This window comes from Bradyrhizobium sp. Arg237L (assembly GCF_029990105.1).
Classification (GTDB): Bacteria; Pseudomonadota; Alphaproteobacteria; order Rhizobiales; family Xanthobacteraceae; genus Bradyrhizobium.
The window spans coordinates 1-19,858 of record NZ_JAQMIL010000017.1 but is presented as its reverse complement, the minus strand read 5'-3'; the positions used below and the strand labels follow the sequence as shown (position 1 = coordinate 19,858).

General features: G+C 63.3%; 16 protein-coding genes. 10 read left to right on the top strand and 6 right to left on the bottom strand.

The window, feature by feature from the left end:
• Position 1 precedes the first annotated feature (1 nt).
• Positions 2–562, bottom strand: coding sequence for a type 1 glutamine amidotransferase domain-containing protein (locus OZ411_RS12745; RefSeq protein ID WP_282528221.1), 561 nt, complete (start codon positions 560–562; stop codon positions 2–4).
• Positions 563–670: 108 nt separating this feature from the next.
• On the bottom strand, positions 671–1,747 hold the full coding sequence (locus OZ411_RS12740; protein WP_282528220.1) for a flavodoxin family protein: 1,077 nt from the start codon (positions 1,745–1,747) through the stop codon (positions 671–673).
• Between the two features lie 97 nt (positions 1,748–1,844).
• On the opposite strand from OZ411_RS12740, the gene OZ411_RS12735 reads away from it, so the two are divergent.
• Positions 1,845–2,750, top strand: coding sequence for a DUF6328 family protein (locus tag OZ411_RS12735; protein WP_282528219.1), 906 nt, complete (start codon positions 1,845–1,847; stop codon positions 2,748–2,750).
• Positions 2,751–2,760: 10 nt separating this feature from the next.
• On the opposite strand, the gene OZ411_RS12730 is transcribed toward OZ411_RS12735, so the two are convergent.
• Positions 2,761–3,300, bottom strand: a complete 540-nt coding sequence (locus OZ411_RS12730) for a DUF4142 domain-containing protein (protein ID WP_130577725.1) — start codon at positions 3,298–3,300, stop codon at positions 2,761–2,763.
• 124 nt (positions 3,301–3,424) lie between these two features.
• Between OZ411_RS12730 and OZ411_RS12725 the strand changes: the two genes are divergently transcribed.
• On the top strand, positions 3,425–3,991 hold the full coding sequence (locus OZ411_RS12725) for a phosphatase PAP2 family protein (protein WP_282528218.1): 567 nt from the start codon (positions 3,425–3,427) through the stop codon (positions 3,989–3,991).
• An 11-nt stretch (positions 3,992–4,002) separates the two neighbouring features.
• On the opposite strand, the gene OZ411_RS12720 is transcribed toward OZ411_RS12725, so the two are convergent.
• Entirely contained in the window at positions 4,003–6,720 is a 2,718-nt protein-coding gene (locus OZ411_RS12720; protein WP_282528217.1) for an EAL domain-containing protein, read from the bottom strand.
• Positions 6,721–6,962: 242 nt separating this feature from the next.
• Between OZ411_RS12720 and OZ411_RS12715 the strand changes: the two genes are divergently transcribed.
• On the top strand, positions 6,963–7,661 hold the full coding sequence (locus OZ411_RS12715) for an ABC transporter permease (RefSeq protein ID WP_130581886.1): 699 nt from the start codon (positions 6,963–6,965) through the stop codon (positions 7,659–7,661).
• Here OZ411_RS12715 and OZ411_RS12710 read toward each other — a convergent pair.
• A complete protein-coding gene (locus OZ411_RS12710; RefSeq protein ID WP_282528216.1) occupies positions 7,635–8,441 on the bottom strand; it encodes an extracellular solute-binding protein in 807 nt (268 codons plus the stop codon). The two genes, OZ411_RS12715 and OZ411_RS12710, sit on opposite strands and share 27 nt — an antisense overlap.
• A gap of 340 nt (positions 8,442–8,781) precedes the next feature.
• Between OZ411_RS12710 and OZ411_RS12705 the strand changes: the two genes are divergently transcribed.
• From OZ411_RS12705 to OZ411_RS12690, 4 genes are all read left to right on the top strand, one after another.
• Positions 8,782–9,060, top strand: a complete 279-nt coding sequence (locus tag OZ411_RS12705; RefSeq protein WP_282528215.1) for a hypothetical protein — start codon at positions 8,782–8,784, stop codon at positions 9,058–9,060.
• A gap of 113 nt (positions 9,061–9,173) precedes the next feature.
• Positions 9,174–10,379: an efflux RND transporter periplasmic adaptor subunit gene (locus OZ411_RS12700; protein ID WP_282528214.1), complete on the top strand. Its 1,206-nt coding sequence runs from the start codon at positions 9,174–9,176 to the stop codon at positions 10,377–10,379.
• Positions 10,372–13,599 (top strand): CusA/CzcA family heavy metal efflux RND transporter, encoded by a 3,228-nt coding sequence (locus OZ411_RS12695; protein ID WP_282528292.1) that lies wholly within the window; start codon positions 10,372–10,374, stop codon positions 13,597–13,599. The genes OZ411_RS12700 and OZ411_RS12695 overlap by 8 nt, the downstream gene beginning before the upstream one ends.
• A 138-nt stretch (positions 13,600–13,737) precedes the next feature.
• The gene (locus OZ411_RS12690) at positions 13,738–15,576 is read left to right on the top strand and encodes a nucleotide pyrophosphatase/phosphodiesterase family protein (RefSeq protein ID WP_282528213.1); all 1,839 of its coding nucleotides are present in this window, start codon (positions 13,738–13,740) and stop codon (positions 15,574–15,576) included.
• A 36-nt stretch (positions 15,577–15,612) separates the two neighbouring features.
• On the opposite strand, the gene OZ411_RS12685 is transcribed toward OZ411_RS12690, so the two are convergent.
• Complete coding sequence (locus tag OZ411_RS12685) at positions 15,613–16,185, bottom strand: hypothetical protein (protein ID WP_130581892.1); 573 nt, start codon at positions 16,183–16,185, stop codon at positions 15,613–15,615.
• A 387-nt stretch (positions 16,186–16,572) separates the two neighbouring features.
• Between OZ411_RS12685 and OZ411_RS12680 the strand changes: the two genes are divergently transcribed.
• From OZ411_RS12680 to OZ411_RS12670, 3 genes are all read left to right on the top strand, one after another.
• Entirely contained in the window at positions 16,573–17,232 is a 660-nt protein-coding gene (locus OZ411_RS12680; protein ID WP_130581893.1) for a peroxiredoxin, read from the top strand.
• 267 nt (positions 17,233–17,499) lie between these two features.
• Positions 17,500–19,068: an adenylate/guanylate cyclase domain-containing protein gene (locus OZ411_RS12675; protein ID WP_130581894.1), complete on the top strand. Its 1,569-nt coding sequence runs from the start codon at positions 17,500–17,502 to the stop codon at positions 19,066–19,068.
• A 225-nt stretch (positions 19,069–19,293) separates the two neighbouring features.
• The gene (locus OZ411_RS12670; protein WP_282528212.1) at positions 19,294–19,584 is read left to right on the top strand and encodes a hypothetical protein; all 291 of its coding nucleotides are present in this window, start codon (positions 19,294–19,296) and stop codon (positions 19,582–19,584) included.
• Positions 19,585–19,858: the final 274 nt, after the last annotated feature.

Below are 19,858 nucleotides of genomic sequence, written 5' to 3'. Positions count from 1 at the left end.
GTCAGGCTGCGCTGCGCTGGGCGTGGCGGCCTTCCTTCACCTCCTCGATGATCTTGGCACTGAAGGCCTCGAGATCGCCGGGATTGCGGGACGTGATCACGCCCTGGTCGGTCACTACCTGGGAATCTTCCCACTTGGCGCCGGCATTCATCACGTCGGTCTTGATCGACTTGTACGAGGTCATCCGCCGCCCCTTGGCGATGCCGGTTTCGATCAGAAGCCAGGGCGCGTGGCAGACCGCCGCGACGACCTTCTTGGCGTCGAATATATCCTTGATGAACTTCAGCGCCTTCGGCTCGATCCGCAGCAGGTCAGGATTGATCTGTCCGCCCGGCAGTACGATCGCGTCGTAGTCGGACGCGGAGACCTGGTCGAGCGTCTTGTCGACCTTCACCGGCCGGCCCCAATCCTTCATGTCCCAGCCCTTGATCTCGCCCGCGGCCAGCGAAACCACGTCGACGGCGGCGCCAGCCTTCTTGAGCCGATCGCGCGGTACTTCCAGTTCCGACTGCTCGAACCCGTGAGTTGCGAGAATTGCGATCTTCTTGCCTTTCAAGTCCATGGGAAACTCCGTCGCCGTGCATGGGAGATGCCGACCAATCGACAATGCCGAACATCGTTCCTGCGCAACGGCGAATTGATCCGGCCTCCCCGGGAACCGACGCGGACGCTATTTCGGATTCGGCTCGACGAGCCCCGCCGCCGGATCCTGCAACTTGCCCTCACGCGCAAGCTTCACGGCGTTGCCGAGCGCGCGCGCAACATTCAAGGTCTCTTCCTGAAACGCGCTATCCTTATCGAGCGCTTGATGTGAGGTCGCGTAAGGCCCCATGTAGCCGATATAGCCGTCGAGCTCGCCGGTTCGGCCGATCGAGATCAGCCTCATATCCGTCAGCCAATCCGATAGCGACCGTCGCATCGTTTCCGCGCCAGCGGAATCGCCGTGCACGACGAGTCCGAAGTAGCGGCCGGCGAGATGGCGCGGATAAGGCCAGCCCTTCAACTCGAGTGCCTTGGCTTCATCGGCGTGTTTGCCATGGGTCGAGGTCGGATCGGGATTGCAGCCATCGGCGCAGACCATCCGGTCCATCATCGCTTTCAGCCCAGTCGGCGCATGATACCAATTCACCGGCGACACGATCAGGATGCCATGCGCCGCCACCCATAGTGGATAGATCTCATTCATCCAGTCGTCGGTCTGGCCAAGCGCGTAGTTCGGGTAGCAACTGCAGGGCCAGTGACAGAGCGCAGGCGAAGTCGAGACGCAGGACTTGCAGGGATGGATTTGCTTGCCGTACTCGGACGCCAGCCGCGAGAGATCGAGAATGTCGACGGCAAGTCCCATCTCGACGAACACAGGCTCGGCGAGCTTGACCAATCGCCAGCTCTTGGACATTTCACCGGGACAGGTATGCTCGCTGCGCGAGCAGCCGTTGATGATCAGGATGCGCGGTCTCTCCGCCGCATCGTCGTGGCGCCGCTGCGCCGCCAGGATCGCCTCGCGCGCAGCAAGCCAATCCACCGCAAGTTCGTACTCCGGATCGGCGAAGCCCGGCCCCGCTTTGCGCGTCAGCGGCGACTTGCGCGAATGACTGTAGGCATCCCACGCCGCGTCGATGATGGCGTCGATCTCCCGCTGCAGCGGCCCGAAAGCGGGATCGACGAAACGGCTGCGATAGCGTCGCGCGAACTCCTCGCGCGGCAATTTGACCGGCGGCATCCCCTGGCGGACGTCCGGCGCCGTCATGTCGCACCCCGCCCTGCATGAACGTTAGATGACATGTCGCGTTAACAACATGACATCGGCGACGGTTCCGGCGCGGCGAGAAAGGAGTGCGGCCACTGTGTCCGAGAAGCTGGATCGCAAGGTCAAGACGGCGCTCGACGAAACCCGTCTGCTCGTCCTGGGCATCCAGGTCCTGCTCGGCTTTCAATTCCAGGCCTTCTTCCAGACCGGGTTTCCGGCGCTCTCCTCCGCGTCGAAAATGCTCTGCGCCGTCGGACTTGCGCTGCAGACGCTTTCGCTGGGGCTCCTGATCGTCCCCTCAATGGAACACCGGTTGGTCGAGCAAGGTTCTTCGTCGAAGCGCCTGGTCCGCGCGACGTCGCTCTATGCGACCGCCGGCTTGGTTCCCTTCTCCTTGAGCCTCGGAGTTGCCACCTATGTGGTGATCGAGGGACATTTCGGCTGGCTTGCGGGATTCACAAGCGGACTAGCGCTGGTACTCGCATCAAGCTTTGCATGGTTCGGATTGGAGCTGTTTCACCGGCAGAGACCCCTAATGCCCGATTCAGGAGGAACAACCCCGCTCGCGACAAAGGTCGACCAGTTGCTGACCGAAGCGCGCGTCATCATCCCCGGCGCGCAAGCCCTGTTCGGCTTTCAATTCATCGCCATGCTCACCAGCGGATTTGAAGAAATGCCGCAAACGGCAAAAATCGTGCATGCCGTCGCGCTCGGCCTTGTCGCCATGAATGTCATCCTCCTGATGACGCCGGCTTCCTTGCACCGGCTTTCCTATGGTGGCGCGGATTCTGCGAGCTTTCTTCGCACTGCCTCCGCGCTGGTGACAGTGGCGCCGCTATTTCTGGCTGCCGGCATCGCCGCAGAGAGCTATGTCGTGCTCGGCAGGATCACCAACCGCGAACTCGCCGCCACTTACGCGGCGGCGAGTTTTCTCGTGCTAATCGGATTCTGGTACGCTCTGCCGCTGATCGTGCGATGGACCGGCAATCACCGCAAGCCGTGACGCCGCGCCGTCACTTGCGATTTTTGTCCAGCGCCTGCGCCATCTCGAGATGGTGACGCAGCGTCGGGAGCGTGTTGCCGGCCCAATCCTTCAGCTTCGGATTGTCGCCGCTCTTGGCGTAGCGTTCGAACAGCGACACCGCATCCTTGTGGGCGCTCACCTGCATCGGGTTATATTGACTTGCAAAGTTCTCCGGTTTGGTGTCGCGCAGCTTGTCGAGCTTGCTTTGCGAAGACGAATCCAGGCCCGATGGAATCTGCACGCCCTCGCTGCTCGTGACCAGGCCCTTCAGCTCGCTGCTGGTCTTGGTGTGATCGGCGATCATCTGGGACGCGAATTTCTTCTCCTCCGCATTGCCCTTCTGCTCGGCGAGCTTGCCTGCCTCGATCTCCAGCATGTCGCTGGTCGCCGCTTCCTTGACGAAATCGGCCGTCGAGGGAGCGACGCCCAATACCGAATTGACGCCGGTCTTCTCGCCGACCGATTGCGCGGCTGCCGAGGTGGAAATAAAGGCGACGGCAACTGCCGCCACCACGATCGATCTCTTCATGGTCCTTGCCTCTCGTAAGGGTTGTGAGCGGCAAACCCGTGGCCGGAATTTTGGTTCCTACGAGGGGGTGCGCTCGCGAAACCATCACGGCTGTCGGAGGTTGTAATCTGCAAGGGAGAATCTGATGGCGCTTCTTCGGGTGCAGCCAACCCACACTGATAAGGCAATCGCCGACACCGTGTCGGAATACACGACGCCGACAGCCGAGCGGGCCGCCGAGCTGCTGACCTGGGGCGCGGACGAGCACGTCATCTGCGCGCTTGCGCTGGGCTGGTGGCTTTATTCGCGCAACAAGGACGCAAAGCAGCGTCGCAGCAGCAGCCACGTCCTCCTGACCACGATCGTGACGGCCGTCCTGCCCCACGTGCTGAAAACGGTATTCGACCAGGAGCGGCCCGATCGACGGACAGCCCGAGGTCACCTGCATGGCGTCCCGTTCTCCGGCAAGCCTGAGGACGCCTTTCCGTCAGGCCACGCGATTCACGTCGGCGCAATCGCCTCAGCCGCAACCGTGCTTCCGCCGGCAAAGCGGAATGTCGTCTGGGCAATCGGTGGAGGCCTTGTGCTGACACGCGTCGTCCTGCTCGCGCACTGGCTGAGCGATGTCGTTGCCGGCCTTGCGATCGGCGCTGCTATCGAACGGCTGCTGCGGCTCATCACAGGCTACGGCGAGGATCGGCACGAATGCTGAAACCTCGCCGATCAGGCGGCGTCCTCCACTTCAGCCGTTTCGGACGCCAGCATCGCCCGGATCTCCCGTGCCGTGCGCGCCGCGCTGAACAGATAACCCTGCATCTGGGTGCAGCCCAGCATGTGCACTGTGTCGCGCTGCTGCTCGGTTTCGACCCCTTCCGCCGTCGTGATCATATCGCGGTCGGCCGCGATGCTCACCACCGCGCGGATGATCGACGCCGACGAGCTATTGCGGGTGACTTCCTTGACGAAGCTGCGGTCGATCTTGATCTTGTCGAACGGGAAGCGCTGCAGATATTGCAGCGAAGAATAGCCGGTTCCGAAATCATCCAGCGCGATGTGAACACCGAGCGCGCGGAGCTGGTTGAGCGCGACCAGCGCGGCATCATCGTCCGCGATCAGCACGGCCTCCGTGATTTCGAGCTCGAGGCGGCGCGGATCGAGCCCGCTCTCGGCCAACGCCGCCGCGACCTTCAGCGACAACGCTTCCGACTTGAACTGAATCGGCGACACGTTGACCGCCACCCGCACATGAGCGGGCCAGGTGGCAGCCTCAGTGCAGGCGGTCCGCAGCACCCACTGCCCGATCTCCTCGATCAGGCCCGTCTCCTCGGCGACCGGAATGAACTCGGCCGGCGACACCATGCCGCGCACCGGATGCCGCCAGCGCACCAGCGCCTCGCAGCCGGTGACCTCGTCGCTGCGCAGATCGACCAGCGGCTGATAGTGGATTTCGAACCCGCCTTCGACCAGCGCAGTGCGCATATCGGCTTCTAGCTCGCGGCGGAGCTTGGCCTCCTTCTCCATCTCCGGCTCGAAGAAACGGTGGGTGCGGCGACCGGCAGCCTTGGCGGCGTACATCGCAAGGTCCGCGCGCTTCAACAGGGCGAGCAGATCGGTACCATCCCGCGGCGCGACCGCGATGCCGATGCTGGCGTCGCCGGACAAGTGATGGCCATGGCAATCGAACGGCGTCCGCAGCGCCTGATAGATCCGTTCAACCAGCGCGCTGACATCGACATCCGCCGCGATGCCGCGCTGCACGATGGCGAACTCGTCCCCGCCGAGCCGCGCGATGAAATCCTCCGGTCCGATCGACTGCCGCAACAGTTCGGCGACACCTTTGAGGAATTCATCGCCGATCAAATGGCCGAGCGAATCGTTGATGCGCTTGAACTCGTCGATATCGATATAGAGGATCGCGAACTGCACATCGGCTGTTTCGAGCAGCAAGCCTTCGGCGTGGCGCTGGAACAGCGTCCGGTTCGGCAGACTGGTCAGCGGATCGTAATGGGCGAGATGTTCGATCTTCGCCTCGACCCGGCGCCGCTCGGTCACATCCTCGAACGTCGTGGCCCAGCCCCCGTCCGGCGAATGTTTGAAGATCATTCGGATAATTCGTCCGTCTTGCGTCGAGAAGTGGCGTTCGCCGATCTCGCTGCTGTTAGGTCCGATGAAGTGCGCGCAGTATTCCTCGACATCGCCGATAAAGGATCCGATCGACTGACGGTGCAGCACGAGGTCGCGCAGGTGGCATCCGGGCTTGGCGACGTCAGGCGACACGCCGAGCATATCGAGATAGCGCTGGTTGCAGATCACGAGCCGCCCCGACGCATCGAACAGCAACAGCCCCTGGGTCATGTTGTTGATGGCGGTGTCGAGATGAAAGCTCTTCTCCGACAGCTTCTGGCGCGCCGCCTCATGCTGTTGCTGCAGTTGTCTCACGATCGGAAAGATCGTGACGATGACGACGACGATCGCCAGGATCGCAGCGCTGAACTGCAGTTTCGTCTGCGCGCGCCAGTCGGCGAGCGCGGTCGAGGTCCTGGTCGTGGCAACGATCAGGATCGGAAAATGAGTGAGCGGTCGAGCCGCCCCGATCTTGTCTTCGGCATCTTCAGTGCTGAAGCGGCCCGAGATATTTCCGTCAAGCGTCAGCGCCTTCTGGAATGACGGGAGACCGGCTACGCTCTTGCCGATCGCCCCATCATCCTTGGGATAGCGGGCAATCACCGTGCCGTCGCGATGGATCATTGAGATGATTGTGTCGCCATTCAGCGCCAGAGAGGCGACGAAATCCTCGAACTGGCTGGGCTCGACGCCCCGGCTGGAAAAGCCGATGATAGCGCCGTTGCCGTCGACAATCTTGCGGGCGAACAGCGTCGTCCATTTGCCCGTGACGCGGCTCACCGCGGGCTCGACGATGACATCCGGTGTCGGCTTGCCGGAGGTAAACTCCCTGAAATATCGCCGATCCCTGACGTTCAGGTCGGGCACCGGCCACATCTCGGAGGAATTGATCAGCCATCCCTCGGCATTGAACAGATTGAGACCACCAACATGCGGCAGCGCCGCAAGCCTGGTGCGCAGCATTTCGTGCGCGCTCAGCAGTGACATCATCTTTTCGAACTGATCGGCCGTATCGACCCCGTCCGCCCGCATGTTGGCGACGACATCATCGTGCACGTGCTGGAGATCGGAGAGCTGCTGATCGAAATGGCGGGACAGCAGCAGCGCCGTGTTGGAGAGTTCGCGTTCGGCAAGATCGAGTGCGCGCTCCCGGAATTGCAGCGCCAGGTACCCGGTGCCGAGCCCGATCGCGGCCACGAGTGCTGCCGCGCACAGCACGAGCCACTGGATTGCGCTCAATCGCAGTGGCGCCACGGCGGCCCATTTCGGCCACCACCGGCTCTGCAAGATATCGCTCTTGGCCGAGCTGTCTGACATTTCCCTGCCCCTACAAGCGCTTGTTGTAGGGGACACAACCCAAGAGGGCGTTAGGAAAATGAGTTATCAGCCGGTTAACATGGAACTTTGTTTCTGAGCGTTACCAGATTTCGCCCGCGCAACATTGCTTGTGCGGTATTGGACGTTACGCAGTTTATGAGAGATTTAGGTGTTTGCTAGATGGTGCCAGCCGGCAATCTTCATTCGGGCGATCTCACCGGGGCGGCCAAGCGCGCAGCAGGATGAATGATTTCACGCAATCGGTGGCGACGGCGCTCTCGCTGATCGCCAGCCTTGACGCTGAGCTGATCGGCATCGTCCTGCTATCGTTGCGCGTCAGCCTGACGGCGAGCCTGCTCGCGCTGCTGATCGGCGCGCCCCTCGGCGTCCTGCTCGCGATCAGCCGGTTTCAGGGCAGGCAGGCCACGATCGTGCTGGCGAACGCCATGCTCGGCCTGCCGCCGGTGGTGGTTGGACTGGCCCTTTACCTCCTGCTGTCGCGTTCCGGTCCGCTCGGCTTTGCCGGACTGCTGTTCACGCCGAGCGCGATGATTGTCGCGCAGACGATCCTCGCCACGCCGATCGTGGTCGCACTCGTGCACCGTCCGGTCTCGCTACTGTGGGCGGAATATGCCGACCTCATGCGCACCGATGGCATGTCGCGCCTGCGCAGCATGGCGGTGTTGTCATCGCTCGGCCGCGGCTCGTTGTTGACGGCGTTTCTTGCCGCCTTCGGCCGCGCCATCGCCGAAGTCGGCGCCATCATCATCGTCGGCGGCAATATCCGCGGCTACACCCGGACCATGACGACCGCGATCGCGCTAGAAACCAGCAAGGGCGAGTTGCCACTGGCGCTCGGGCTTGGCCTGATCCTGCTCGGCCTCAGCGTAACCGTGAGCACGGTCGCGTTCCTGCTAGTCGGACGCGTTGGGGAAAAATAGCTGCTCGCCGCCGACCTTGTAGTCGGCGATCACCTTCTGCCCCTCGGCGGAGATCAACCAGTCGACGAAGGCCTGCCCATCTCTGGCTTTCACGGTCGGGTGTTTGGCCGGATTGACGGGCATCACGCCATATTGGTTGAACAGGCGCCGATCGCCCTCGGTCAGGATCGCGAGATCGCCGCGATTCTTGAACGATAGCCAGGTGCCGCGATCCGAGAGCACATAGGCGTTGTCGGATGCGGCCATGTTGAGTGCGGGCCCCATCCCCTGCCCGATCTCGCGATACCAGGATCCCTTCGCCGTCGCGATGTCGATGCCGGCCTCCTTCCATAGCCGCAATTCGGCCTGGTGCGTGCCGGAGCGGTCGCCGCGCGAGACGAAGGTCGCCTTCGCGGCGGCGATCTTCTTCAGCGCTTCCGTGACGTCGTTGCCATCAGCGATGTGCGCCGGATCCGCCTTCGGGCCGATCACCACGAAATCGTTGTACATCACGTCCTGGCGTTTGACGCCAAATCCTTCGGCCATGAACTTCTCCTCCGCCGGGCGATCATGCACGAACACCACGTCGGCATCGCCCCGCCGTCCGATGTCGAGCGCCTGGCCGGTGCCGACCGCGACCACCTTGACACCGATCCCCGTCGCCGCCGTAAAGCGCGGCAACAGGAAACCGAACAGTCCGGACTGCTCGGTCGATGTCGTCGATGCCACCGTGATTGAGCGCTCCTGCGCGAACGCGCTGGAGATCATGAGAAGAGTTGCGACCACGATTCGTGCGAGCATTTCCCTCACCTCCGCGAAGCCGGCTGTTTAGGGACGTTCTACTTCATCCCGGCCTGCCCGGCCATAAGCGAGGCGATCCGCCGCAGCGACTGGAGGCACTGACTTCACAATCGCCCGAAACTGCGCGACGCCGTCGTCGCGCCGTCATATTCGGCGTTACGAGGCACAAGCGGGCTGCTGGCGAAAGGGTAACGTTATAGCATTCAGAAATCTCCTGCCTTGAATCGGCGCTGGGGTAACGCTAACTAGCGGCATGGACTCTCGCTTCGCCGCACCGGATTGTTCGACCCGCAAGGCCCCGTCACGCCGATGGCGTAGCCTGCTTGCGGGACTGATCTCGTTGGCGCTCGTGCTGTCCTTCTTTCACGGTCTCGGCTTCGACAGCGACGATGCAATACCGGCGCTGTCGATCGCGCAACTCGCCGGTGATGCCACCGACAAGGCTCCCGTCCATCCAGCATTGCCCCACGGCGACCACTGCCTGACCCACGTATCGACCGTGGCACCGCAGGACACGTCGGTCACGATCGAATACGCTGCGCACGCCTATCGCTTTCTCGCCATGCGCGCCCCCGAAGCGGCCGAACCGCTCTGTCCCTTCAAGCCACCCCGCGCCTGATCCGATCGGCATGACCGATCCGGCTGCGCTGCCTCCCGGCAGCGGGCCTTGATTGAACGCGTCGCTATGGCAGCAGCGCCGGGCCTGGACCCGTGCGCGGTGGGGAAGGCATAATGAGACGGATTCTTCTTTTCGTTGCCGGCATCATCGTCGGTGGCGGCCTTGGTATCGCGGCCTGGTCGCATTGGCCGCCAGCGCAGCAGGAAACGGCGACGACCGGAACGGCAAAGGCCGAAAGCGAGGATCACGGCACCGAGCACATCGCGCTGAGCGAGGAGCAGATCAGGAATGCCGGCATCAGGCTGGCGCCGGTTGCGGGCGGTACGCTCAAACGCCACTTCCTGGCACCGGGCTCGCTTATCCCCGACGCCGACCACGTCGGCCGCGTCTCCGTGCGCGTGCTGGCGACGGTCGCCGAACTGCGCAAGCGCCTCGGCGACAGTGTCGAAAAAGGTGAGATCGTCGCCGTCATCGAAAGCCGGGACGTGGCGGACGCCAAGAGCGAATACCTCGCCGCGCGGCTGACCAACGATCTGCAGCAGACGCTCTACAACAGGCAAAAGAGCTTGGCCGAAAGCCGGGCCATGTCAGAAAACGAATTCCTGCGGATCCAGCTCACCGCCAATGACGCACGGATCAAGCTCGACGGCGCCAGGCAAAAGCTATTCGCGCTGGGGCTCTCAGAAAAGGAGATCGTCGACCTCCCGAACCAGCCGCCGGAAAGCCTGCGCGAACAATATTTGCGTGCGCCGATCTCGGGCCGCGTCTCAGAGCGGCGCGTCGACCTCGGTGGGCTGATCGGCCGCGAGGGCCAGGAAAGCGAGCTGTTCGTCATCGTCAATCTCGACGATATCTGGGTCGATCTCGCGGTCTCCCCGGAAGACATCGCCGCGGTGCACGAGGGCGGACTGGTCACGATCCGCGCCATCGGCAGCGACGACGAAGCGGTCGCGCGGGTGATCTTTGTCAGCCCCCTGTTCGATCGCGAGACCCGCAACGCCCGCGTGATCGCAACCCTGGCGAACCGGGATCACCGATGGAGGCCCGGCACTTTCGTCACCGCGGAAGTGCCGCTCGGCGGTGAGCCCTCCAAGGTGATCGTCTCGAAGAAAGCGCTTCAGACCGTCAAGGGCAACGCCACGATATTCGTGCGTAACGCCGAAGGGTTTGAGGCGCGACAGGTGCGTACCGGTCGCGAGGATGATGACGACGTCGAGATCGTGAGCGGCCTTTCGCCCGGAGAGACGATCGCGGTCGCCAACACATTCACGCTCAAGGCCGAGTTGGAAAAGGCCGAAGCGGAGCATGGCCATGATTGAGGGCATCATCGGCTTCTCCATTCATCGTCGCTGGGTCGTCGTTGCGCTCTGCGCCGTCGTCATGGGGCTCGGCGGCTTTGCGTTGACGAGGGTATCGATCGACGCGGTGCCCGACATCACCAACAAGCAGGTGCAGATCAACACCGCGGCCCACGCGCTGTCGCCGCTCGAAATCGAGAAGCAGGTCACCTTTCCCGTGGAGACGGCGCTCGCCGGCGCGCCTGGCCTCGAGAGCACACGCTCGCTGTCGCGCAACGGCTTTTCACAGGTGACCGCGGTCTTCAGCGAAGCCACCGACATCTACTTTGCGCGCCAGCAGGTCACCGAACGCCTGGCCGAGGTCCGCGCGCGCCTGCCGCAAGGCATCGAGCCGCGGATGGGTCCGGTCTCGACCGGGCTCGGCGAGATCTACATGTGGACCGTTCGCTTCGCCGACAAACCGGTCGAAGCCGACGGCGCGCCGGGCCTGCAGCGCGACGGCAGCTTTGTCACCAGCGACGGGGCACGGCTCAAAGGCGACATCGAGAAGAACGCCTATCTGCGCACGGTACAGGACTGGATCATCCGGCCGCAGATCAAGACCGTTCCCGGCGTTGCCGGCGTCGATACGATCGGCGGCTATCTCAAGCAGTACCAGGTCCACCCGGATGCGGCGAAGCTGATCGCGCTCGGCTTGACCTTTGCCGATGTTGCAAACGCGATCGAGACCAACAATGTCAGCCGCGGCGCGCGCTACATTGAAAAGAACGGCGAGGGTTTTGTCGTGCGCTCCGGTGGCCGCATCGAGAACATGGAGGAGCTCGGCGCCATCGTCGTCACCACGCGCGGCGGCGTTCCGGTGCGGATCCGCGATATCGCCACCGTTGCGATCGGCGGCGAGAGCCGCACCGGCAGCGCCAGCGAGAACGGCCACGAGGTGGTGGTCGGCACGGCGCTGATGCTCATCGGCGCCAATAGCCGCACTGTGTCGTCGGCGGTCGACGCGCGGCTGCGCGAGATCGCGCCGACGCTGCCGCCCGGTGTCGAGGTCAAGACCGTGCTCGACCGCACTCAACTAGTCGATGCCACCGTCAGGACGGTTGCGACCAATCTGAGCGAGGGTGCGCTGTTGGTCATGGCGGTGCTGTTTGTCCTGCTGGGCAATTTTCGCGCCGCGCTGATCACCGCGCTGGTGATCCCCGTGGCGATGCTGATGACCACGATCGGCATGTGGCAGGGCCGCATCAGCGCCAATCTGATGAGCCTGGGCGCACTCGATTTCGGCCTGATCGTCGATGGCGCCGTCATCATCACCGAGAACAGCCTGCGCCATCTGGCGGAGCGGCAGCGCGACCTCGGGCGTCCCCTCTCCCGCGACGAGCGGCTGGCCACGGTGCGCGCTTCCGCGGTCGAGATGATCCGCCCGAGCCTCTACGGGCAGGCCATCATCCTTCTGGTTTACGTGCCGCTCCTCACCTTCACCGGCGTCGAAGGCAAGATGTTCACGCCGATGGCCGTGACCGTGATCCTGGCTCTGGCATCGGCATTCGTTCTGTCGCTGACGCTCGTTCCCGCCGCGATCGCCATTGCCGTCACCGGACGCGTCCAGGAGCATGAAAGCAGGCTGGTTGCTGCCTTGAAGCGCCTATACCGGCCGCTGTTGCGCTATGCGATTGCAGCCCCGCTGCCTGTCATCGCAACGGCGGCCGTACTGTTTGCCACCGCGCTGGCGGGCTTCGCGCGCCTCGGGCAGGAGTTCATCCCGTCGCTGGACGAGAAGAATATCGCCATGCATGCGCTGCGGATTCCCAGCACCGCGCTGTCGCAATCGCAGGCGATGCAGCTTGCGGTCGAGAACGCCGTCAGCCGTCTGCCGCAGGTCGCCTTCGTCTTCTCCAAGACCGGCACGGCCGAGGTCGCGAGCGACCCGATGCCGCCGAACGCGTCCGACACCTTCATCATGCTCAAGCCGCGCAATCAATGGCCGGATCCTTCGATGACGAAGGAGGAACTGGTCGAGCAGATCGCAAGATCGGTCAATCGCGTTCCCGGAAATGTCTATGAGTTCACTCAGCCGATCAAGATGCGCTTCAACGAATTGCTGGCTGGCGTTCGCGGCGACATCGCCGTCAAGGTGTTTGGCGACGAGTTCGAGCCGATGCTGAAAGCGGCCAACGAAGTGGCCTCGATCCTGCGCTCGGTGGAGGGGGCGACCGATGTGAAGGTGGAGCAGGCCGGCGGCCTTCCTGTTCTCGACATCAAGGTCGACCGTGCCGCGATCGCCCGCCGCGGTCTGAGCGCGGCGGCGGTGCAGGATGTGATCGGCGCCGCTGTCGGCGGCCAGGACGCCGGCGTCGTGTTCGAGGGCGACCGCCGGTTCGACATCGTCGTAAGATTGCCGGAAGGCTTGCGATCCGACCTCGAGGCGCTCGGCAACCTTCCCGTGGCGCTGCCGAAGGCAACGCCCAATGCAACGGTCCAGAGCCTGCCGCTCAACCGATTGGCGCGATTCTCCTTCACCGAGGGGCCGAACCAGATCAGCCGCGAGAACGGCAAGCGCCGCATCGTCATCACCGCCAACGTCCGCGGCCGCGACCTCGGCTCGGTCGTCGCGGAAGCCCAGGCCAAGGTCGGCCAGCAGGTCAAGCTGCCGCCCGGCTACTGGATGAGTTGGGGCGGACAGTTCGAGAACCTGGCGGCGGCGCGGCAGAGGCTCGGCATCGTCGTGCCGGCGTGCTTTGCATTGATCTTCCTGCTGCTGCTGGCGGCCACCGGATCGGCGCGCGATGCGCTGGTGGTGTTCAGCGCCGTGCCGCTCGCGCTCACCGGCGGCATCGCCGCGCTCTGGCTTCGCGGCATGCCGTTCTCGATCTCGGCGGCGGTCGGCTTCATTGCGCTGTCCGGCGTCGCCGTGCTGAACGGCCTGGTGATGCTGAGCCTGGTCCGTAAGCTCCATGAGGACGGCATGCCGCTGCGACAGGCAATCGAGAATGGCGCCCTCACCCGGCTTCGCCCGGTCGTGATGACCGCACTGGTGGCGGCGCTCGGCTTCGTGCCGATGGCCTTCGCCACCGGCACGGGCGCGGAGGTACAAAAGCCGCTGGCGACCGTGGTCATCGGCGGCCTGATCAGCGCGACCCTGCTGACGCTCGCCGTTCTGCCAGCGCTCTACGCGTTCGGGCGGCGGGGTGAGCATGCTGCCGAACTGCGCGCCGGGCTACCCAAGGCGGCACACAACTGATCGCGATGCGAAGCTCGGAGCGATGACTCGATAGTTCGACGGGCATCGTGGCCAAATGTAACAATTCTGTCATATAGCAAAACTAAACGGGTGCGACGATCGATCGCAGGAAGTTGCTGCTGACAGGGGGAAATGAAGATGCGCCGCACAATAACATTGTTATCGGCAGGCTTGATCACGCTCGCGGCCGGGGCCGCATCGGCCCAGAACAACACGCCACGTAACGTGATCCTGTTCATCCCCGACGGTCTGCGCTCCCGCATCGTCACCCCGCAGACGGCGCCGACGATGGCCGATATCCGCGACAAGGGCGTCAACTTCAAGAACTCGCATTCACTGTTTCCGACCTTCACCATGGCCAACAGCTCGGCCATGTCGACCGGCCACTATCTCGGCGACACCGGCACTTTCAGCAACACGATCTACACCGGCTATTCTTCGGCGCCGGCGGGCGACACCGTTGTGCCCTTCATCGAGAATGACGCGGTGCTGGCCGACATCGACGACCATTTCAACGGCGACTATCTCAACGAAGAGACCATCCTGAAGATGGCGCGCGAGAAGGGTTTCAGCACCGCGGCCATCGGCAAGGTCGGCCCGACGCTGCTGTTCGACCACACCGATCGCGGCAAGCACACCATCATCTTCGACGATTCCACTGGCGGCAAGAACGGCGTTCCCCTGTCCGAGGAGGTGAAGGATGGGCTCGCCAAGGCCAACCTGCCGCTGACGACGCCCAGCCGCGGCGATAATGGCAAGGCCGGCGACGCCAAGACCCCGGGCACCACGGTGGCCAATGTCGCCCAGCAGGCCTATTTCGCCGACGTCGCCACCAAGGTCGTGCTGCCGATGTTCAAGGCCCGCAACAAGCCGTTCGTGCTGGTGTTCTGGTCGCGCGACCCTGACGGCAGCCAGCACAACACGGGCGACAGCCTCAACACGATCACGCCCGGGATCAACGGGCCGACCTCGATGGCCGCGATCAAGAACGCCGACGACAACCTTGCGCAGTTGCGCAAGGCGCTCGACGAACTCGGACTCGCCTCTTCCACCAACATCATCGTCTCCGCCGACCATGGCTTCTCGACGATCTCGAAGGAGAGCAAGACCAGCCCTTCCGCCAAAATCTCCTACGACGATACACCGAAGGATTTCCTGCCGATGGGCTTCCTGGCGATCGACCTCGCCAAGGCGCTGGACCTGCCGCTGTTCGATCCCAACGACAAGAACGCGCGCGTCGCCGACAACGCCCATCCCAAGGCCGGCAACGGCGTGCTCGGCCAGGATCCAACCAAGCCCGATGTTGTCGTGGCCACCAACGGCGGGTCGGACCTGGTCTATCTGCCGAACCGGGACAAGAAGCTCACTGGCCGCGTCATCAAGGCGCTGCTGGAGCAGGACTATGTCAGCGGCCTCTTCGTCGATGACCGGTTCGGACGCTTCCCCGGCACGCTGCCGATCTCCCAGCTCAACCTGCGGGGCAAGGCGGTGACCCCGACGCCGTCGATCGTGGTCAACTTCCGCTCCTGGTCGTCGGGCTGCGAGGAGCCAACCAACTGCTCGGTCCAGGTCGCCGACACGGTCCTTCGCCAAGGCCAGGGCATGCACGGCAGCTTCAGCCGCGGCGACACGCTGAACTTCATGGCGGCGATCGGACCCGACTTCAAATCCGGCTATGTCGATCCCCTTCCTGTCAGCAACGCCGACGTCGGCATGACCATCGCCAAGCTGCTCGACCTCCGCACCAGCGCCAATGGCGGGCTGCTGGGTCGGGTGGTGTCGGAAGCGATCCCGAACGGCATCGTCCCGAAGATGGCCGACGGCACCATCACCTCGAAGCCGGCCGGCAACGGGCTGCGCACGGTCGTCAAATTCCAGCGGGTGCTGTCGACCCGCTATTTCGACGTCGCCGGTTTTCCCGGGCGGACGCTGGGGCTTGACGTCGAGAGCGGCAAACAGAAAACGGCGGGGAAATAGCCCCCGCCGTCGGTACCCTTTTTGAGGTCGGGTGGCTTACACCAACGCGATATCGAACACGTTCGGCAACTGCACCAGCGGCAGCGCCGCGGCGCCGACCAGGGTGGCGACCATCGCGGCGAGCGCGTGGCTGGTGCGGCGCTTGCCACGCATCTGGCTCGCGATCCACTCCAGCACCTTGGTGTCGATATTGGCGGCGTGAGTGGGCGCCCAGCTCTCGATGTCGGTGTCCGGCGACAGCGCCACCGTGCGGGGCGGCACCGGCAGGCCGGACATCGAAGCGGCGTGATGGGCGACCGCCTTGGCCAGGAGGTCGTCGAAACGGCCATCGTCGCTGCGCTCGGCCGCGGCTTCGTTGATCTCGAACAACGCCGCGACCTCCTCCCGGCTCACCGGCTGGTGCGCAACGGCGGAGGCGGTGAGGATGCGCGCGCACCAGGCGGCGTCATCGGCATCGAGCGCTCGGGAAAAGTGGATGCGGCCCTTGGTGGTGGGGCCTTCGCCGGTGATCACGCCATCGCGTACGATGGTGAGGGCATGGGCGGCAGTCTTACGGCAGGACGGTTGCAGGGCGACCGCATCGGTCGCCTCGATACTAGGGGCAGACATAGCGAGACTTCTCAGTTCCTTATTTCAGTCCAGCATTTCCATGCCGGCGTAAACGAGTGGTTACCGATTCGAAACCGGGGTTTCGACATTTGTACATAGTTGCCAATTGGTCGCTGTGACGGCTGTCACGGTTCGCGCCTATTAGCAGACCGGACCGCGGAGATGGGGACCATAAAAGGCAATTCCACGGCAATCCGTGCTCTTGCGGGCATTATGGGTTTTTTCGCCGCAGGCGGGCCGATCAAAAGAAGTTGCTTGGAGTTCCGTCACAAAAGAGAATGATTTCACTTTAGCTACAGTGGTTCACTTAAGCCCTTGTTGTGCCTATACTCGCCGGTCACCCAGAAAAGATTTTCTTTAGCCACTTCAATAGCATGAGGCAAAACCATGACACTTCCCATTGGCGCGACCGCCCCCGACTTCGAAGCCGAAACCACCGAGGGCAAAATTAAATTCCACGACTGGATCGGCAATAGCTGGGCGCTCCTGTTCTCGCATCCCAAGGACTTCACCCCGGTCTGCACCACCGAGCTCGGCGCGCTCGCCAAGCTGAAACCGGAATTCGACAAGCGCGGCGTCAAGCTGATGGGCCTTTCCGTCGATCCCGTCGACCGCCATGCCAAATGGTCTGTTGACATCGAGGAGACCCAGGGTGCCGCGCCGAACTACCCGATGATCGCCGACACCGACTTCAACGTCTCCAAGCTCTACGAGATGCTGCCCGCCTCGACCTCCGGCGATCCCCTCGTCCGGACGCCGGCGGACAACCAGACCGTCCGCAACGTCTTCATCATCGGCCCCGACAAGAAGATCAAGCTGGTGCTGGTCTATCCGATGACCACCGGCCGCAACTTCCAGGAGATACTGCGCGTCATCGACTCGCTGCAGCTCACCGCCAAGCATCGCGTCGCGACGCCGGCCGACTGGAAGCAGGGCGAGGACGTCATCATCGCGGGCTCCGTCAGCGACGACGAAGCCAAGACGATCTACCCCGAAGGCTGGAAGGCGCCGAAGCCCTATATCCGCATCGTCGGACAACCGAAGTAAGCGCCCGCGCCATCGATATCCGACCATCATGCCCGGTCTTGTGCCGGGCATGATGGAGCCGTTCCGAATTGCATTTTCTCGCTCCGGATTGCCCTCTCCGCCTAAGCCAGGGCCGTCACCGACTGCCGGCACCCCCACCTTCAGCCGCCGCGGCAAGTCGCTCCAGTTACGCATCAATTTGACGAAAGTTGCTCCGTGGCCGCGCTTTACAGGCGATGGTTGCAATGGAAGTTTAGCCTGCGGACGAGCAGGAATCGGATCATCGCGATGGATAGCAATCCCAGACAAATACGCTCCGCGGCCCTGACAGGGTTCCTGATTGCACTGCTGCTCGCTGCCCTTCCGGTCGCGGTATGGCTCGACCTGACCAATCTCGCGGAAGTCGCGCTCCGGCGGCAGGCCAATGATCTCAATTCGCTCGTCAGCAGCGTCCGCTCGTACTACGCCTCGAACGTTGTCGGGCGGATATTGTCCCATCCCGGCCAGACCCAGGTGGTCCACAACTACGAGACCATTCCGGGCGCGATCCCGATCCCGGCGACGCTGTCGCTCGAGCTCGGGAAGGTCATCAGCGAGCAGCAGCAGAACATCACCTACCGCTTCGTCTCGGACTTCCCGTTCAAGAACCGTGCGCCGCACCAGCTCGATGAGTTCGAGAAAGCTTCGCTGCAGAGCCTGCGCACGAACCCGGACCAGAAGATCGTCGACACGACGACATCGCTGTTCAGCGACCGCGTCCGGCTGGTCGCCCCGGTCGTCATGGGCCCGGCCTGCGTCAGTTGCCACAACTCCCATCCCGAGAGCCCCAAGACGGACTGGAAGGTGGGCGACGTCCGCGGCATCCAGGAGGTCGCGATCACACAACCGATCGCCGCAAACCTGTTCTCCTTCAAATACCTGCTCGCCTATCTGGCGCTGGCCAGCATCAGCGGCCTCTCCTTCCTGATGATGCAGCGCCGCCAAGCCCGGCAAATCCGGGCCATGAACCGCGAGCTCGAATCCAACAACGATTTCCTCGCGACGCTGTCGCTGAAGATATCGCGCTACATCCCGCCGCAGATCTACAAGAGCATCTTCAGCGGCCAGAAGGACGTCACCATTCACACTGAGCGCAAGAAACTGACGATCTTCTTCTCGGACATCCAGAACTTCACCGCCACCACCGAGCGGCTGCAGCCGGAGCAGATCACCCAACTGCTCAACGAGTATTTCACCGAGATGTCCGAGATCGCCCACCAGCATGGCGGCACGATCGACAAGTTCATCGGCGACGCCATGCTGATCTTCTTCGGCGATCCCGAAACCAGGGGGGACCGGGCGGATGCCGAGGCCTGCGTCCAGATGGCCTGGAAGATGCAGCGCCGCCTGCTGGAGCTGAACGCCAAGTGGCGCGCCGCCGGCATTGAACAGCCCTTCAAGTCGCGGATGGGCATCAATTCCGGCTACTGCAATGTCGGCAATTTCGGCAGCGTGGACCGGATGGACTATACGATCATCGGCGCCGAAGCCAATCTGGCGGCGCGGCTGCAATCGATCGCCGAGCCCGGAGGCATCGTGGTCAGCTACGAGACCTTTGCGCTGGCCAGGGACATCATCCAGGCCCACCCGCTGCCCGCGATCACCATGAAGGGCATCAGCCGCGAGGTGATCCCCTATTCCATCGACAACGTGCTGGACGACACCGCGAAAGGCGATGTGATCGTCGAGCGCACGGCCGGGCTGGATTTCTACCTTGATCCATCCGTGCTCGATCCGCAGGGCATCGACCGGATCAAGGCGATCCTGAGCGATGCACTCGTCGCGCTCGATCGCAGGCGCGCCACGCCCGCGCAATAGCGGCGCTGAGCCGACAATCGAAGCTCCGGTCGGCGCCCCCTCAGTTCCCGGCGACGTCCCGCAGGCCGTTGCCCTGCCGGCCTCCGCGGTGGCTGACATCAGTCCCAGCGAACGACCGCGCTTGCCGCCTACGCCGAAGTGCGGAGTGCACGGACTGCGACATCGATTTGACGCTTTCAAGAATCCGGCTATCGTTGTGCTCTCGTTCAACTGTTGGGGGATGACATGGACGACGACAAGCCCGTAATCGATCAAGTGACCGACACGCTCGGCACCGCCGCAACGGCCACCACCGAAGTCGCGACGACAGCCGTGAAGAAGGTGCGAAGGGCCGCCAAGAAAGTGGCGAAGAAGGTAGCGGCGGCCAGGAAGAAGAAAGCAACGAAGACCAGAAAGGCCGGCAAGAAGGCCGCCAAGAAGTCGGCAAAGAAAGCCAAGAAGTCGGCAAAGAAAACGTCCAAGAAAACTACCAAGAAAACTACCAAGAAAAAGAAGGCCAAGAAGTCGAAGCGCTGATTGCAGGCACCGCTCTGGCACCGGCGTCGTCCCGGCGCATGCTGGTACGACGAGTTCGTCATTGCGAACGCAGCGAAGCAATCCACGTCTCCACGAGGGGCACTATGGATTGCTTCGCTGCGCTCGCAATGACGGGGTGAGGTCTGATTCAAATTTCAAACAGCGGAGGGATGTGTGTCCGCATTCTCGCGGCGCATTTGCGTCCGAGCTTTGCGTTCGTTTCACCCTCTCATTGAACAGAGGGCGCAGGGAAAGCCGGGTGCCGGTTGCACCC

Excerpts from the sequence above, each read along its gene's own strand:
- OZ411_RS12745 (WP_282528221.1), bottom strand. The coding sequence starts at position 562 with ATGGACTTGAAAGGCAAGAAGATCGCAATTCTCGCAACTCACGGGTTC.
- OZ411_RS12740 (WP_282528220.1), bottom strand. The coding sequence starts at position 1,747 with ATGACGGCGCCGGACGTCCGCCAGGGGATGCCGCCGGTCAAATTGCCG.
- OZ411_RS12730 (WP_130577725.1), bottom strand. The coding sequence starts at position 3,300 with ATGAAGAGATCGATCGTGGTGGCGGCAGTTGCCGTCGCCTTTATTTCC.
- OZ411_RS12725 (WP_282528218.1), top strand. The coding sequence starts at position 3,425 with ATGGCGCTTCTTCGGGTGCAGCCAACCCACACTGATAAGGCAATCGCC.
- OZ411_RS12720 (WP_282528217.1), bottom strand. The coding sequence starts at position 6,720 with ATGTCAGACAGCTCGGCCAAGAGCGATATCTTGCAGAGCCGGTGGTGG.
- OZ411_RS12715 (WP_130581886.1), top strand. The coding sequence starts at position 6,963 with ATGAATGATTTCACGCAATCGGTGGCGACGGCGCTCTCGCTGATCGCC.
- OZ411_RS12710 (WP_282528216.1), bottom strand. The coding sequence starts at position 8,441 with ATGCTCGCACGAATCGTGGTCGCAACTCTTCTCATGATCTCCAGCGCG.
- OZ411_RS12700 (WP_282528214.1), top strand. The coding sequence starts at position 9,174 with ATGAGACGGATTCTTCTTTTCGTTGCCGGCATCATCGTCGGTGGCGGC.
- OZ411_RS12695 (WP_282528292.1), top strand. The coding sequence starts at position 10,372 with ATGATTGAGGGCATCATCGGCTTCTCCATTCATCGTCGCTGGGTCGTC.
- OZ411_RS12690 (WP_282528213.1), top strand. The coding sequence starts at position 13,738 with ATGCGCCGCACAATAACATTGTTATCGGCAGGCTTGATCACGCTCGCG.
- OZ411_RS12685 (WP_130581892.1), bottom strand. The coding sequence starts at position 16,185 with ATGTCTGCCCCTAGTATCGAGGCGACCGATGCGGTCGCCCTGCAACCG.
- OZ411_RS12680 (WP_130581893.1), top strand. The coding sequence starts at position 16,573 with ATGACACTTCCCATTGGCGCGACCGCCCCCGACTTCGAAGCCGAAACC.
- OZ411_RS12675 (WP_130581894.1), top strand. The coding sequence starts at position 17,500 with ATGGATAGCAATCCCAGACAAATACGCTCCGCGGCCCTGACAGGGTTC.
- OZ411_RS12670 (WP_282528212.1), top strand. The coding sequence starts at position 19,294 with ATGGACGACGACAAGCCCGTAATCGATCAAGTGACCGACACGCTCGGC.